We start from the raw sequence: 13,962 nt of genomic DNA, 5'->3' as shown, positions 1-13,962 counted from the left end.
TCTCCCAACAATGGAAAGGTGGGAATTGCGATTATGGATATCACTGCACGTCTGCAGGATCATCAGAAATGGATCAAGGAAGAACTGGAGCGGAGCGTGAATTTCTGGCTGAAAAACGGTATGGACCCGGTGAACGGCGGCGTCTACACCTGCCTGGATCGGGAAGGCAAGATCTTCTCTACCGACAAGAGCGTCTGGATGCAGGGCCGCTGCGCCTGGATGTTTGCCTATCTCTGCCACACCTACGGGGTGAAGGACGAGTGGCTGGCCGCCAGCAAGAGCTGCCTGGACTTTATGGAGCGCTGCTGCATCAACCGTGAGGCGGGCAACCGGATGTACTTCACCGTCACCGGTGACGGCAAGCCCCTGCGTCAGCGCCGCTATTGTTTCTCCGAGGGGTTCTACGCCATAGCCAATGCCGAATATTATGGTGTTACCGGGGACAAGGAGTGCCTGGAGCGGGCCCGGGCGGCCTATGAGCTGATCTGGAACCTGAACCAGGGCCTCATCAAGGACCCCACCGGCATGGGCCCCAAGACCATTCCCGAGACCCGCTCCGGACGGGCGCTGGCCAACCCCATGATCTACCTGAACATTACCTCCGTGCTGCGCCGGGTGGATCCCGAGCAGGCTGAACTGTATAACCAGCGGGCCGCTCAGTGTGTGGACGAGATTTTCCGCTACCACTATAAGCCTGAGCTGGGCTGCACCCTGGAGAGCGTGGGCCCCAACGGCGAGTTCCGGGGCGACGTTACCGAGGGTCGTGTGGTCAACCCCGGCCACGACATCGAGTGTTCCTGGTTCCTGATGGAGGACGCCAACCTGCGGGGCAACAAGGAGCAGCATGCCACCGCCATCAAGATCTTTGACCAGGCCATCAATGCCGGTTGGGACAAGGAATACGGCGGACTGCTCTACTTTATCGACTGCCTGGGCCGTCCCCCTGAGGCCTATGAGCATGATATGAAGCTGTGGTGGCCCCACGATGAGATCCTGATTGCCTCCATGATGATCTACCGCGATACCGGCGACGAGAAGTACCTGGAGTGGTTTGAAAAGACCCTGGATTACTGCAAGAAATACTTCTCCGATCCTGAGTACGGCGATTGGTACGGTTATCTGCGCCGGGACGGCAAGCCCACCGAGCCTCCCTGCAAGGGCTCCACGTTCAAAGGTCCCTTCCACCTGCCTCGTATGCTCATTATGTGCGATCAGATGATCGGCCAGATCCTGGAGCGGAATTGAGGGCCGGCCATGCCCTTGATAGATGTTTTTGAAAAGATCAACGGTGAGTACTACCAGTTGACCAGTGCGGAAAAGAAAGTGGCCGACTACGCGGTCATCCACCAGCAGCAGACCCAGTTCATGTCTATTTCGGAGCTGGCTGAGGAGGCCGGCGTGGCGGAAGCCACCATCTCCCGCTTCTGCAAGCGGCTGGGCTATAAGGGCTACAGTGCTTTTAAACTGGCTATTGCCAACGCCACTGCCAGCCGGATGGATCACGGCGCCGGCGACGAGGAGGAGGCGGAGGAGGACAGCGTGGAGGGCATGTGCCGCGCTGTCTATCGCAGTGATTCGGAGGCCCTGGCCCAGACCCTGGAGCTGATCCAGGCAGATATGGTGCGCAAGGCGGCGGACATGATCGTCTCCGCCGGCCGGGTGCTGTGTATGGGGCAGGGCGGATCCATGATCCTCTCCCAGGAGTGCGCCCACCTGTTCAGTACCATTCAACTGAACTTCATGGCGGTGATGGACTCCCACCTCCAGGCCATTGCCGCCTCTCAGCTCACCCCAGGCGATCTGGTCATTTACTTCTCCTACTCCGGTTCCACAAAGGAACTGATCAAGAATCTCCAGATCATCCGGGACCGGAAAGCCCGGATCATCCTGGTCACCCGGTTCCCCAAGTCGCCCGGCGCCGCCTACGCCGACATCGTACTTCAGTGCGGTTCCCGGGAGGGTCCCCTCCAGGGCGGTTCGGTAGCCGCCCGCATTGCCCAGCTCTATCTGATGGATGTGCTGTTCCATGAGGTGTGCCGCCGGGATCGGGAGGGCTGCCGCGCCAGACAGGAACTGGTAGCTGAAGTGCTGTCCGACAAGCACATCTGACCGCGGGCTGCGGATTGTGAAAATAATTTGCAGATTTCATAAAAAAAGAAAAAATATGTGATTCGCTATTGACAAATCCTGTGTTGAACTGTACAATCTACACAACGGGTTACGATTGTGTAATCACGAAAATTATCGAAAATGAGGAGGATGAACGAAGATGAAGAAACGTATTCTTGCGCTCCTGCTGGCCGCCTCCATGTCCGTGGGTCTGGCTGCCTGCGGCGGCGGCGGCACCAGCGAATCCCCCGCCGGCAACTCCGATACCCCGTCCGGCAACACTCCCTCCGGCTCCGGCGAGACTGTGGAGCTGACCATCTGGACCTACCCCATCGGCAAGTTTGGTGACTATGACACCATGCAGGCTCTGATCGATGAGTACACCGCCGCCAACCCCGGCGTGTCCATCAAGTTCGAGCTGCTGGACTACACCAACGGCGATACTCAGGTCACTTCCGCCATCACCAGCGGTACCGCTCCTGACATCATCATGGAGGGTCCCGAGCGCCTGGTGACCAACTGGGGCGCCAACAACCTGATGGTGGACCTGTCCGATCTGTGGACCGAAGAGGCCACTGCCGACATCGCCGCCACCAGCGAGGCTGTTGTGAATGCCTGCCAGCTGGACGGCAAGTACTACGAGTATCCTCTGTGCATGACCACCCACTGCATGGCCATCAACTATGAGGTCTTTGAGCAGGCCGGCGCTCTGCAGTACATCGACGAGGAGACCCGCACCTGGACCACCGACAACTTCGTGAAGGCCATGGAGGCCGTCCGTGACTCCGGCCTGGTGGCCGTGCCCGGTATCGTTTACTGCGGCGGCCAGGGCGGCGACCAGGGTACCCGCGCCCTCGTCAACAACCTGTACTCCGGCACCTACACCAATGCCGACCACACCGAGTACACCGCCAACTCTCCTGAGAACGTGAAGGCTCTGGAGCTGATCAAGTCCATGGTGGACAACGGCTCTCTGAACGCCAACGCCGGCTTCCAGGCTGCCGACGAGCTGCAGCAGTTCGCCAACGGCACCGCCGCTGTGACCTTCTGCTGGAACGCTTCCAACAAGGCTCAGTACGCTTCCCAGGTTGCCTTTACCCCCTATGCCATGGCTTTCCCCTCTGACGACGGTGAGCCCGAGCTGTGCGGCGGTATCTGGGGCTTCGGTATCTTTGACAACGGCGACGAGGCCAAGATCGCCGCTGCCAAGGACTTCATCCGCTACATCTGCGACGATCCCGAGCAGTCCAAGGAGAGCGTGCAGCTGACCGGCTTCTTCCCCGTCCGTGCTTCTCTGGGCAACGTGTACGAGGGTACCGAGACCGAGGCTGATGCCGCTGAGTTCCTGACCCTGATGCCTTACATGGGCGACTACTACAACGTCATCGGCGGTTGGACCGAGCAGCGCACCAACTGGTGGAACATGCTCCAGAAGATCCTGACCGGCGGCGTGGATGCTCAGACCGCTGCTGACGAGTTTGTCAGCGCCAGCAACGCTGCCATCGGCTAAGCGGCGCAAGCATGATCTGACGCACTTTCTGTGCCCGCTCCCTGTGAGGGGGCGGGCACAGTTGCTTTTCCAGAACCATTTGGAGAGGCCCGGAAATATCTTCGAAAAGAGGGGAGAAATTCATGGCACAAAATGCCGTAGCAACGGCCGATAAGAAGCCCCGGAAGGAGAAACGTTCCCAGTTCTCCGGCATGAGCAAGGCCCTGGTCCGGCGGGAGACTATTTCCGCTTACCTGTTCCTGCTGCCCAGCCTGGTCTTCTTCATCGGCTTCGTGGTGATCCCGATGATCATGTGCGTGGTATTTAGCTTCCAGGAAATGGGCCTGGACAGCTCCGCCACCAAGTTCGTCGGCTTTGCCAACTATATCAAAATGGCCCAGGATCCCATCTTCTGGAAAGGGTTCCTGAATACCGTCATCATCGTGGTGGTAGCGGTGCCCGCCGTTACCGCATTTTCCCTGTGGGTCAGTTCCGCCATCTATCAGATGAAGGCGGTAACCCGCTCCTTCTTCCGCTGCGTGTTCTACCTGCCCGTGGTCACCGGCACCGTGGCGGTCACCGTGGTGTGGAAGTGGATGTTCAACCCCTACAACGGTCTGCTGAACCAGGTCTTCGGTACCACCGGCTATGACTGGCTGGGCAATTCCGCCACCGCCATCTGGTGTATCATCCTGATCCTGTTCACCACCTCCATCGGCCAGCCCATCGTGCTGTATGTGGCCGCTCTGGGCAACGTGGATCAGTCTCTGGTGGAGGCTGCCCAGGTGGACGGCGCCACTAAGCTCCAGGTGTTCTGGAAGATCAAGTGGCCCCAGATCATGCCCACCACCCTGTACATCCTGGTCATCACCACCATCAACTCCTTCCAGTGCTTTGCGCTGATCCAGTTGCTGACCTCCGGCGGCCCCAACCACGCCACCGACACCATTATGTACTACATCTTCCAGATGGCGTACAACAACCAGAACTTCGGTTACGCCAACGCTATGGGCGTGATCCTGGCCATCATCATCGCGATCTTCTCTGCCATTCAGTTCAAGTTCGCGAAGACCGACAACGGTTAAGGGGGTGAGAAGATGAATAACGCGAAAAGTAAGCTGGCCGGCACTTCCACCGGCTATAAGGTGATCACCATTGTGATCCTCATCCTCCTGGCGATTTTCTTCATCTTCCCGCTGTACTGGATCGTCACCGGCTCCTTCAAGGACGCCATGACCATCAACGCCCGTACGCCTCAGTGGTTCCCCCTGAGTCCCACCCTGGAGAACTACGCCAAGCTGTTCAAGAACCCCGCCGGCTGGTGGCTGCTCAACACCATCATCATGGCTGTGGGCGCTCTGGTACTTACCTGCCTGACCGCCGCTCTGGCCGGCTATGCCCTGGCCAAAAAGCGGTTCTACGGCCGGGCCCTCCTCTTTACCATCATCATCTGCGCCATGGCCCTGCCTAAGCAGGTTATCGTCATCCCCCTGCTGCGTGAGATGAACATCCTGCACCTGGCGGACACCCTGTGGGCTGTCATCCTGCCCACCGTTGGCTGGCCCTTCGGCGTGTTCCTGATGAAACAGTTCTCCGAGACCATACCCAATGAGATCCTGGAGGCCGCCCGGGTGGACGGCGCCGGGGAGCTGCGCACCTTCTTCAGCGTGGTGTTCCCCATGATTAAGCCCGGTATCGGCGCACTGGCCATCTTCACCTTCGTCAACTCCTGGAACGACTACTTCCTCCAGCTGATCATGCTGACCAGCCGGATCAACTGGACCATCTCCCTGGGTATTGCCCGCCTGCAGGGCGAGATGTCCAGCGACTTCGGCCTCATCATGGCCGGCGCCACCCTGGCCGCCATCCCCATTGTGGCCGTGTTCATCGCCTTCCAGAAGTACTTCACCCAGGGCATTGCAATGGGTGCAGTCAAGGGTTGATTTATCCTCCAAGTTCGTATATTATCGTTTTTGAGAGAAGGAATACTGACATGAGCGATCTGAAAAAATACCAGGGCGTGATCCCGGCCTTTTACGCCTGCTATGACGAGGCCGGCAACATCGATCCCGACGGGGTCCGCGCCCTGACCCGCTACCTCATCGGCAAGGGCGTCAACGGCCTGTATGTGGGCGGCTCCTCCGGCGAGTGCATTTACCAGAGCGTGGCTGAGCGCAAGGTGGTGCTGGAGAACGTGATGGCCGAGGCCAAGGGCAAGGTGGTGGTTATCGCCCACGTTGCCTGCAACAACACCGCCGACAGCATGGAGCTGGCCGCTCACGCCGAGAGCCTGGGTGTGGACGCCATCGCCGCCATCCCCCCCATCTACTTCCACCTGCCTGAGTACGGCATTGCCGGCTACTGGAACGACATCTCTTCCGCCGCTCCCAATACCGACTTCATCATCTACAACATCCCCCAGCTGGCCGGCGTGGCCCTGACCCCCTCTCTGCTGGCTGAGATGCAGAAGAATCCCCGGGTCATTGGTGTGAAGAACTCCTCCATGCCCGTCCAGGATATCCAGATGTGGAAGGACGCCGGTGTCATCGTGTTCAATGGTCCCGACGAGCAGTACATCTCCGGCCTGGCGATGGGCGCCTGCGCCGGTATCGGCGGCACCTACGCCGTCATGCCCGAGCTTTTCCTGAAGGTGTATGAACACTTCCAGAAGGGCGAGATGGAGCCCGCCCGTCAGATCCAGAACGACATCTGCCGCATCATCTATAAGATGTGTTCTGCCCACGGCAATCTGTATGCCGTGATGAAGGCCATCCTGGCCAAGAACGGCGTGAACTGCGGTTCTGTCCGCAAGCCCATGCCCGGCCTGATTGACAGCGACGCCGCTGTGGTGGACGAGGCCTATGCCATGATCACCGCCGCCATCGCCAAGTACTGCTGATCCCAGATCAAGTTCCGGGGCGGGCGGTGACCCGCCCGCCCCATCTTTGACATGAAAGGCTAGGAGTTACATTATTATGCGTATTTATCAATCGGAAGACTATCAGGCCATGAGCCGCCGGGCGGCCAATATTATCTCCGCCCAGGTCATCTACAAACCCGACTGTGTGCTAGGCCTCGCCACCGGCGGCACCCCCGTGGGCACCTATAAGCAGCTGGTGGAGTGGTATAAGAAGGGCGATCTCTCCTTTGCGGAGGTGCGCTCCGTCAACCTGGACGAGTACCTGGGCCTGTCTCCCCACCATGAGCAGAGCTACCGCTATTTTATGCAGGACAATCTGTTCGACCATATTGATATCAAGCCGGAAAATACCCATGTACTTAACGGCCTGGCCAAGAACCCCGAAGCTGAGTGCGCGGCTTACAACAAGCTGATTCACGATCTGGGCGGCATCGACTTGCAGCTGCTGGGCATGGGCCATAACGGCCACATTGCCTTTAACGAGCCCGGCGACGATTTTGGCCTGGAGACCCATCTGGTAAACCTGACTGAGAGTACCATCGAGGCCAACAAGCGGTTCTTTGAAAGTCGTGACGAGGTACCCCGCCACGCCCTGAGCATGGGTATCAAGAACATCATGAATGCCCGCCGCATCCTCATCATCGTCAGCGGGGAGGAGAAGGCTGAGATCGTGAAGGAGGCCTTCAGCGGCCCTGTCACCAAGGACGTGCCTGCCTCCGTGCTGCAGCTCCATCCCGACGTGACCCTGGTGGGCGATAAGGCCGCCCTCAACAAGCTGGTGGAAGCAGGTGTTCCCGTATGCGGATAACCGGCGGCCAGGTCTTTGACCTGCAGGAGGGCTTTGTCAAGCGTGACGTCTGCTTTGACGGCCGACTCCTCTCCAACTCCAGCGCCGACGGCAAGACCTACGACGCCAGCGGCTGCTATGTGATCCCCGGCCTCACCGACGTGCATTTTCACGGCTGCAAGGGCCACGACTTCTCTGACGCCGACCCCGAGGGTCTGGAGATTATGGCTCAGTATGAGCTGTCCCGGGGCGTAACTCAGATTTGCCCCGCCGGCATGACCCTGCTGGAGGAGCAGCTCACCAAGGTCTGCCAGGTGGCGGCCGCCCATAAAGCTGCCGACAAGCCCGGCGCCGCCCTGTGCGGCATCAATTTGGAGGGACCCTTCCTCTCCATGGCCAAGAAGGGCGCGCAGAACGGGGACTGGCTCCATGCTCCTGATGTGGAGATGCTCCGCCGTCTCATCGCCGCCTCCCACGGGCTGGTAAAGCTGGTGTCTCTGGCTCCCGAGGAGCCGGGCGCCATGGAGTTTATTGAGGCTATGGAGAGCGAGGTCACCATCTCTCTGGCCCATACGACAGCGGATTATGACACCGCGATGGAGGCCTTCCGGCTGGGCGCCCGGCAAGTGACCCACCTGTTCAACGCCATGCCTGCCTTTACTCACCGGGCTCCCGGCGTGGTGGGCGCGGCCCTGGATACCCCCCTGTGCAATGTGGAACTGATCTGTGACGGCGTTCACATCCACCCCTCTGTGGTGCGGGCGGTGTTCAAGATGTTCGGCGCCAAGCGGGTCATCCTGATCTCCGATACCATGCGGGCCGCCGGTATGCCTGACGGCGATTACACTCTGGGCGGTCAGGCTGTCAAGGTAAAGGGCAAGTACGCCACGCTGGAGGACGGAACCCTGGCCGGTTCCGTCACCGACCTGATGAATTGCATGAAGACCGCCGTGTCCTTCGGTATCCCTCTGGCGGATGCCGTGCGGGCCGCTGCGGTCAACCCTGCCAAGGCCATCGGCATTTTCAGCCGGGCCGGCAGCCTGGAGCCCGGCAAGCGGGCCAATGTGGTTGTTCTGGATGAAAATCTGGAACTGAAAGATGTATTCTTCCGCGGCGAACTGGTTCGCGGCTGAATAGAGCGCACCCCCAAATACAGGCCCTCCGGTCCTACTCCATTCCCATAGGCCGGAGGAGTCGAAAAAAGGAGGAAAATCCGCCGGGCCGGCGGTGCGGCAGTGTGGAGACCTGTCGTAACGTTCCGGGAGTTTCACTCTCCCGGAGCAAGAGGGTATTTGCGGAGGCATTGCCCTTACGGTCCATACATATGGCAACTGTAGTTCTGAAAGGCATTAAGAAGATCTATGACAACAAGGTGACCGCCGTTCACGACTTCAACCTGGAGATCGCGGACAAGGAGTTCATCGTGCTGGTCGGTCCTTCCGGCTGCGGCAAGTCCACCACCCTGCGGATGGTGGCCGGCCTGGAGGATATCTCCGAGGGCGATCTGCTCATCGGTGGCAAGCGGATGAACGACGTGGAGCCCAAGGACCGCGATATCGCCATGGTGTTCCAGAGCTACGCGCTCTATCCCCACATGACCGTGTATGAGAACATGGCCTTTGCCCTGAAGCTGCGCAAGGTGCCCAAGGATGAGATCGACAAGAAGGTGCGGGAGGCTGCCGCCATCCTGGATATCACCCAGTACCTGGATCGTAAGCCCAAGGCTCTGTCCGGCGGCCAGCGTCAGCGTGTGGCCATCGGCCGCGCCATCGTCCGCGATCCTCAGGTGTTCCTGATGGACGAACCTCTGTCCAACCTGGACGCCAAGCTGCGTAACCAGATGCGTGCCGAGATCATCAAGCTGCGCCAGCGCATCAACACCACCTTCATTTACGTCACCCACGACCAGACCGAGGCTATGACTCTGGGCGACCGTATCGTCATCATGAAGGACGGCTTCATTCAGCAGATCGGCACTCCTCAGGAGGTGTTCGATCGTCCCGCCAACCTGTTTGTGGCCGGCTTCATCGGCTCCCCCCAGATGAACTTCTTCGACGCCAAGCTGCAGAAGAAGGACGGCAAGTATCAGATCGCTGTGGCCGACGCTGTGATTGAGCTGGCCGACAAGGCCCAGAAGATCCTGGCCGAGAAGGGCGCCGGCGACATGGACGTGGTGGCCGGTATCCGCCCCGAGCATATCTCCTTTGCTGCTGTAGCCGGTCCCCACACTGTGTCCAGCAAGGTGGACGTGTCCGAGATGATGGGCAGCGAGGTTTATCTCCATGTTACCGCCGCCGGCAAGGACGTGGTGCTGCGTATCCCCACCACCGAACTGCCTGAAGAGCATCGTGCCGGCATTCCCTACGGCACCGACATCAACTTCACCTTCCGTCCTGAGCTGATCCACCTGTTTGATCCTCAGACCGAGAAGAATCTGCTGTATTGATCCCATAGAGATATAGAACCGGCCCCTGCTGCCAATTGCAGCAGGGGCCGGTTTTATTGCTGCGGGGAACGAAGGGCAAGGCTGCGGCATAATCTGTAATTGACAGTAGAAACACAGACTGACAGCCAGGCGAATGGGGAAAGAAAGGCAAGGGAGCAATGTTGTATCCATATCAGGGAGACCAATGCAGATATTATAATCCAGATCCGCTCCGTGTCGATCGGAGCCCAGGCTGCATCTGCCGAGGCCCGACCGGCCCCACCGGAGCATCAGGGGAGACTGGCCCCACAGGGCCTGCCGGCCCCACCGGCCCTACCGGCCCGGCTGGCTCCGCCAGCGTTACCGGCCCTACGGGCCCTACAGGGCCTGCCGGCCCCACCGGAGCATCGGGAGAGATTGGACCCACCGGACCCACCGGGCCTACCGGCCCGGCCGGCTCTGCAAGTGTAACCGGCCCTACGGGTCCTACCGGCCCTACGGGCGCCCCAGGGCCTACCGGCCCGGCCGGGACATCGGGTGGGACTGGGCCAGCGGGCCCCACAGGCCCCACAGGCCCCACAGGTCCTGAAGGTGCGGCGGGGCCTACAGGCCCGTCGGGGGAAGCGCCGGAGGATGTATTTGCATCTTTTTTCAACTACCAATACCCCCTTGTGCAGGGCAGACAGCTGGAATGGTTTCCCGATATAACAGATCCCACGGGAAACATCACACAGACAGATGCAGCCCGCATCGCCCTTTCCCCGGGGTATTACTTGGTGTCTTACAGTATATCGGCCGTTTTTCGCCAGCCCAACTATATGCAGATAACGCCATTTTATAACAACATGCCCCACCTGGAATACGGCGTCTATTTCGCGATTGAGGTGGGCGGTGGAAGTGCCTGCGGGTCGGCTTTTTTCATTATACCTGTATCAACACCCACCACGCTCTCCATGACCTATAACGGATCGGCAGATGCCAGCGACGGGGAGCTTAATATGACGATTGTGAAGCTGAATCGCCCCATCTGATCGTTTTTGATTCCCTCAAAAACCAGTCCTTTCATTGTCTACACAAGCGGGCTGGGATGTGGTACACTATGGGGGAAAGGGGAGAGAAACATGGGAGAGCTTCGGGGCCGGTTTGCGCCCAGTCCCAGCGGCCGGATGCATCTGGGCAACCTGTTTTCCGCCCTGCTGGCCTGGCTGTCGGTGCGCTCTGCCGGTGGGACTATGGTGCTGCGGATGGAAGACCTGGATCCGGACCGGTGCCGGAAAGAATATGCCGTCCAGCTGGCCGAGGATTTGCGCTGGCTGGGCCTGGACTGGGACGAGGGCTATGAAAAAGGCGGCCCCCACGGCCCCTATTCCCAGAGCGAGCGCACCGGATTGTATGCAGATGCTTTCCGAAAATTGGACGGGATGGGGCTGATCTATCCCTGCTTCTGCACCCGGGCAGAGCGACTGGCCGCCTCGGCGCCCCACCGGAGCGACGGACAGACGGTCTATGGCGGCAAGTGCAGGTATTTGCCGGATGAGGAGCGGTCCCGATTGGGCAAACTGCGCCGCCCTGCCTGGCGTTTGACGGTGCCTGACCAGGACATCGGCTTTACAGATAAATTGCAGGGGGCCTGCCAGGAGAACTTACTAAGGGATTGCGGAGACTTCATTGTCCGCCGGTCGGACGGGGTCTATGCCTATCAACTGGCGGTGGTGTATGACGACGGCGCGATGAAGATCAACCAGGTGGTACGGGGGCGGGATCTGCTGGACTCCACCCCCAGGCAGCTTTATCTCTATGAGTTGCTGGGACTGACGCCGCCGGAGTTCTGCCATGTACCCCTGCTGTTGGCCCCCGATGGCAGGCGGCTGTCCAAGCGGGAGCAGGACCTGGACATGGGCGCGCTGCGGCAGCGTTTCACACCGGAACAGCTGACCGGTCTGCTGGCCTTCTGGGCCGGGCAGCTGGACCGACCGGAGCCGGTAAGCCCGGCGGAGCTGGCCATGGACTTCCACTGGGCAAAAGTTCCGACGGAGGATATTACGGTAAATCTGGGCTAACTGTAAAAGGACGCCGCGGCGCATTGCGCCGGGGCGTCCTTTTACCTTTTAGGAAAAACTTACGTCGCAGTCGGTGGGGACAATACATACATAGGTGGTACCCACGCCGAAGGTGATAGGCTTGCCGTCGGTGTCCTCATAATAGAACTGGCCGCTGGGAGCCTGTTTGCTCCAGGTCAGCTCTGTGATCTTACCGCCGCAGGCAAAGAAGCCGCTGCCGCCGCTGGACAGGTCCACGGTGATGTGACCCAGATAGTCGCCCGTGTTGCGGCAGGCAGTCTTGAGGATGACCACGTTGGTGACCTCCACCTGCTCGTTGGTATTGCCGTCTATGTAGGCGCTGCCGTACTCTTCCACGCCGTACTTGCCGGTCTCCTCGTTGTAGACGAACTGGCCGGTCTTGTAGGTGGATACCGGGACAGTGATCTGGGATGCGTCCACGCCGTCGGCGGGGGTACCGTCCTGGGCAAAATTCATCTCGTAGTGATAACCGTCCTCGTGATCCAGCCGGATGTTGTAGGTAGGCAGCCGTTCGATGATGGTCTGGCCGGTGGTGACAACCGTATGCTCCAGGCTGTAGTTCTGTTTGCGAACCGGGTCCCGCCACATCAGGTTGCTGTTTTCCGTACTGCCCAGATAGGGGCCACGGACTGCGTCCAGAGCAGTGACGCCCCAGGATTTGATTTTACTGTAGGCATCCTCGCTGCCGCCGGCATGGAGGAAGATAGCGTCGTGGCCCAGAGCCACCTCCAGATAGTAGGGGCGGGCGGAGCGAATGGAACCGATGGTACCCACGCCGTCCAGCGACTGATAGACGCCCACCATCCGGGTGATGCCGCCTTCGGCGGGGATTTCGTAGATGATATCCGCCTGGGACTGGCCCAGCTGGGGCAGGGCCTGTTTGAGATTGTTGAGCATGATGGCCACCGGACGGCGGTTCACCCATTCCTCGCCGATGGGCAGGCCGGTGAGGGGATTGAGGGGGCCGTCATATGGGGTGGGGGAGGGCTCCGCAGTTTCTACAGCGGATGTGGGTACGGAGGATGGAGACGCAGAATTCTCCGGCTCCGAAGATCCGCCGCAGGCGGAGAGGAGCAATGGAAAGGCAAGCAGTAAGGGCAATAATTTTTTTCCCATGACGGTGACCTCCATTTTCTTTCTGAACGCCCGCTGTGAGGGCCGGGGCTGTGCGGTGGGATTTTCTTTATCATACTCTGAGGGATGGGGCTGCGTCAAGCACACGATACCCGGGAAATTGCACTTGTGATTTTAACACGGCTTGGGTATAATGGTAAACAGGCAGGGAATGTCTCAGAAAGGAGAACGCCATGGCACGTCACGGTTTCATCCACGATAAACTGGATATCAAATTCCTTGTACTTTACATCATGGCGCGGGTGGCCTCTCCCATTGATTTTCATGCGCTCACCGATCTGACCATGTGCGACGATGGCGTGGACTATTTTGAGTTTGCCGAGGCGGTGTCTGAACTGGTGGAGACCGGCCATCTGACATTGGAGAACGAACTATACGCCATTACCGAAAAGGGACGTATGAACGGCGCGGCCTGCGAGAGTAGTCTGCCCTATACCGTCAAACAGAAGTGCGGCGTCAACCTGGCCAGGATCAACGGCATTCTCCGGCGTAACGCCCAGGTGCGCTCCCATGTGGAGGATCGGCCGGAGGGGGGCAGCACAGTTAAGATGGAACTGGACGACGATAAGGGCAATCTGTTTACGCTGGAACTGTTTTGCGGGACCAAAGAGCAGGCCCAGCGTCTGGCCAAGGGGTTCAAGGAGGAACCGGAGCGGGTATATAACGATGTGATCACAGCTCTGCTGGAGTGGGAAAAGAGCCGCTGACTTTTTCCGAAACGGGAAATTTGCGGTTGACAAACCTGGGCGGGGCCGCTATAATAATCAAGCAGTCTTGCGAAGGGCTGCATTTTTGCGGATGTGCTGGAACTGGTAGACTGGCTAGCTTGAGGTGCTAGTGGCCCACGGCCGTACGGGTTCGAGTCCCGTCATCCGCACCATATGCGCGAGTGGTGGAATTGGCAGACTCGCTAGATTCAGGTTCTAGTGTGCATTACGCACGTGCGGGTTCAAGTCCCGCCTCGCGCACCAAACCCATATAATCCGAACCCATTTCCAATCGGTGAAGGGTTCGGAT

12 protein-coding genes and 2 tRNA genes are annotated in these 13,962 nt (G+C 59.4%); 13 read left to right on the top strand and 1 reads right to left on the bottom strand.

Annotation, left to right across the window (positions count from 1 at the left end; translation table 11 throughout):
- From Q0K43_RS07180 to gluQRS, 10 genes are all read left to right on the top strand, one after another.
- The coding region (locus tag Q0K43_RS07180; RefSeq protein WP_366086142.1) for an AGE family epimerase/isomerase at positions 1 to 1,245 on the top strand (1,245 nt) is incomplete at its 5' end.
- Between the two features lie 9 nt (positions 1,246 to 1,254).
- Positions 1,255 to 2,109, top strand: a complete 855-nt coding sequence (locus Q0K43_RS07175; protein WP_297289874.1) for a MurR/RpiR family transcriptional regulator — start codon at positions 1,255 to 1,257, stop codon at positions 2,107 to 2,109.
- Between the two features lie 160 nt (positions 2,110 to 2,269).
- Positions 2,270 to 3,619, top strand: coding sequence for an ABC transporter substrate-binding protein (locus Q0K43_RS07170; protein WP_297289873.1), 1,350 nt, complete (start codon positions 2,270 to 2,272; stop codon positions 3,617 to 3,619).
- A 191-nt stretch (positions 3,620 to 3,810) separates the two neighbouring features.
- Positions 3,811 to 4,683, top strand: a complete 873-nt coding sequence (locus Q0K43_RS07165; protein ID WP_366086143.1) for a carbohydrate ABC transporter permease — start codon at positions 3,811 to 3,813, stop codon at positions 4,681 to 4,683.
- Positions 4,684 to 4,695: 12 nt separating this feature from the next.
- Positions 4,696 to 5,541: a carbohydrate ABC transporter permease gene (locus Q0K43_RS07160; protein WP_297289871.1), complete on the top strand. Its 846-nt coding sequence runs from the start codon at positions 4,696 to 4,698 to the stop codon at positions 5,539 to 5,541.
- A 50-nt stretch (positions 5,542 to 5,591) separates the two neighbouring features.
- Positions 5,592 to 6,497, top strand: coding sequence for a dihydrodipicolinate synthase family protein (locus Q0K43_RS07155; protein ID WP_297289870.1), 906 nt, complete (start codon positions 5,592 to 5,594; stop codon positions 6,495 to 6,497).
- 76 nt (positions 6,498 to 6,573) lie between these two features.
- Complete coding sequence (gene nagB, locus Q0K43_RS07150) at positions 6,574 to 7,326, top strand: glucosamine-6-phosphate deaminase (protein WP_297289869.1); 753 nt, start codon at positions 6,574 to 6,576, stop codon at positions 7,324 to 7,326.
- Positions 7,317 to 8,438, top strand: a complete 1,122-nt coding sequence (gene nagA, locus Q0K43_RS07145; RefSeq protein ID WP_297289868.1) for an N-acetylglucosamine-6-phosphate deacetylase — start codon at positions 7,317 to 7,319, stop codon at positions 8,436 to 8,438. Before nagB ends, nagA begins: the two co-directional genes overlap by 10 nt.
- A gap of 191 nt (positions 8,439 to 8,629) precedes the next feature.
- Positions 8,630 to 9,751 carry an ABC transporter ATP-binding protein gene (gene ugpC / locus Q0K43_RS07140; RefSeq protein WP_297289867.1) on the top strand — a complete coding sequence of 374 codons (1,122 nt, stop codon included), beginning with the start codon at positions 8,630 to 8,632 and terminating at the stop codon, positions 9,749 to 9,751.
- A gap of 1,100 nt (positions 9,752 to 10,851) precedes the next feature.
- Positions 10,852 to 11,790 carry a tRNA glutamyl-Q(34) synthetase GluQRS gene (gene gluQRS, locus Q0K43_RS07135; protein WP_297289866.1) on the top strand — a complete coding sequence of 313 codons (939 nt, stop codon included), beginning with the start codon at positions 10,852 to 10,854 and terminating at the stop codon, positions 11,788 to 11,790.
- 48 nt (positions 11,791 to 11,838) lie between these two features.
- On the opposite strand, the gene Q0K43_RS07130 is transcribed toward gluQRS, so the two are convergent.
- Entirely contained in the window at positions 11,839 to 12,927 is a 1,089-nt protein-coding gene (locus tag Q0K43_RS07130; RefSeq protein WP_297289865.1) for a DUF3048 domain-containing protein, read from the bottom strand.
- Positions 12,928 to 13,118: 191 nt separating this feature from the next.
- Here Q0K43_RS07130 and Q0K43_RS07125 point away from each other — a divergent pair, with 191 nt between their 5' ends.
- From Q0K43_RS07125 to Q0K43_RS07115, 3 genes are all read left to right on the top strand, one after another.
- On the top strand, positions 13,119 to 13,652 hold the full coding sequence (locus Q0K43_RS07125; protein WP_297289864.1) for a DUF4364 family protein: 534 nt from the start codon (positions 13,119 to 13,121) through the stop codon (positions 13,650 to 13,652).
- 87 nt (positions 13,653 to 13,739) lie between these two features.
- A tRNA-Leu gene (locus Q0K43_RS07120) sits at positions 13,740 to 13,825 on the top strand.
- Positions 13,826 to 13,828: 3 nt separating this feature from the next.
- Positions 13,829 to 13,916: transfer RNA gene (locus tag Q0K43_RS07115), tRNA-Leu, on the top strand.
- The last annotated feature ends 46 nt before the right edge of the window (positions 13,917 to 13,962 follow it).

Origin of the sequence: uncultured Flavonifractor sp. (genome assembly GCF_944383115.1) — a bacterium.
GTDB lineage: Bacteria > Bacillota > Clostridia > Oscillospirales > Oscillospiraceae > Flavonifractor.
The sequence above is the reverse complement of the archived record's forward strand: the minus strand, read 5'-3'. Positions and strand labels throughout refer to the sequence as shown.

Excerpts from the sequence above, each read along its gene's own strand:
- Q0K43_RS07175 (WP_297289874.1), top strand. The coding sequence starts at position 1,255 with ATGCCCTTGATAGATGTTTTTGAAAAGATCAACGGTGAGTACTACCAG.
- Q0K43_RS07170 (WP_297289873.1), top strand. The coding sequence starts at position 2,270 with ATGAAGAAACGTATTCTTGCGCTCCTGCTGGCCGCCTCCATGTCCGTG.
- Q0K43_RS07165 (WP_366086143.1), top strand. The coding sequence starts at position 3,811 with ATGAGCAAGGCCCTGGTCCGGCGGGAGACTATTTCCGCTTACCTGTTC.
- Q0K43_RS07160 (WP_297289871.1), top strand. The coding sequence starts at position 4,696 with ATGAATAACGCGAAAAGTAAGCTGGCCGGCACTTCCACCGGCTATAAG.
- Q0K43_RS07155 (WP_297289870.1), top strand. The coding sequence starts at position 5,592 with ATGAGCGATCTGAAAAAATACCAGGGCGTGATCCCGGCCTTTTACGCC.
- nagB (WP_297289869.1), top strand. The coding sequence starts at position 6,574 with ATGCGTATTTATCAATCGGAAGACTATCAGGCCATGAGCCGCCGGGCG.
- nagA (WP_297289868.1), top strand. The coding sequence starts at position 7,317 with ATGCGGATAACCGGCGGCCAGGTCTTTGACCTGCAGGAGGGCTTTGTC.
- ugpC (WP_297289867.1), top strand. The coding sequence starts at position 8,630 with ATGGCAACTGTAGTTCTGAAAGGCATTAAGAAGATCTATGACAACAAG.
- gluQRS (WP_297289866.1), top strand. The coding sequence starts at position 10,852 with ATGGGAGAGCTTCGGGGCCGGTTTGCGCCCAGTCCCAGCGGCCGGATG.
- Q0K43_RS07130 (WP_297289865.1), bottom strand. The coding sequence starts at position 12,927 with ATGGGAAAAAAATTATTGCCCTTACTGCTTGCCTTTCCATTGCTCCTC.
- Q0K43_RS07125 (WP_297289864.1), top strand. The coding sequence starts at position 13,119 with ATGGCACGTCACGGTTTCATCCACGATAAACTGGATATCAAATTCCTT.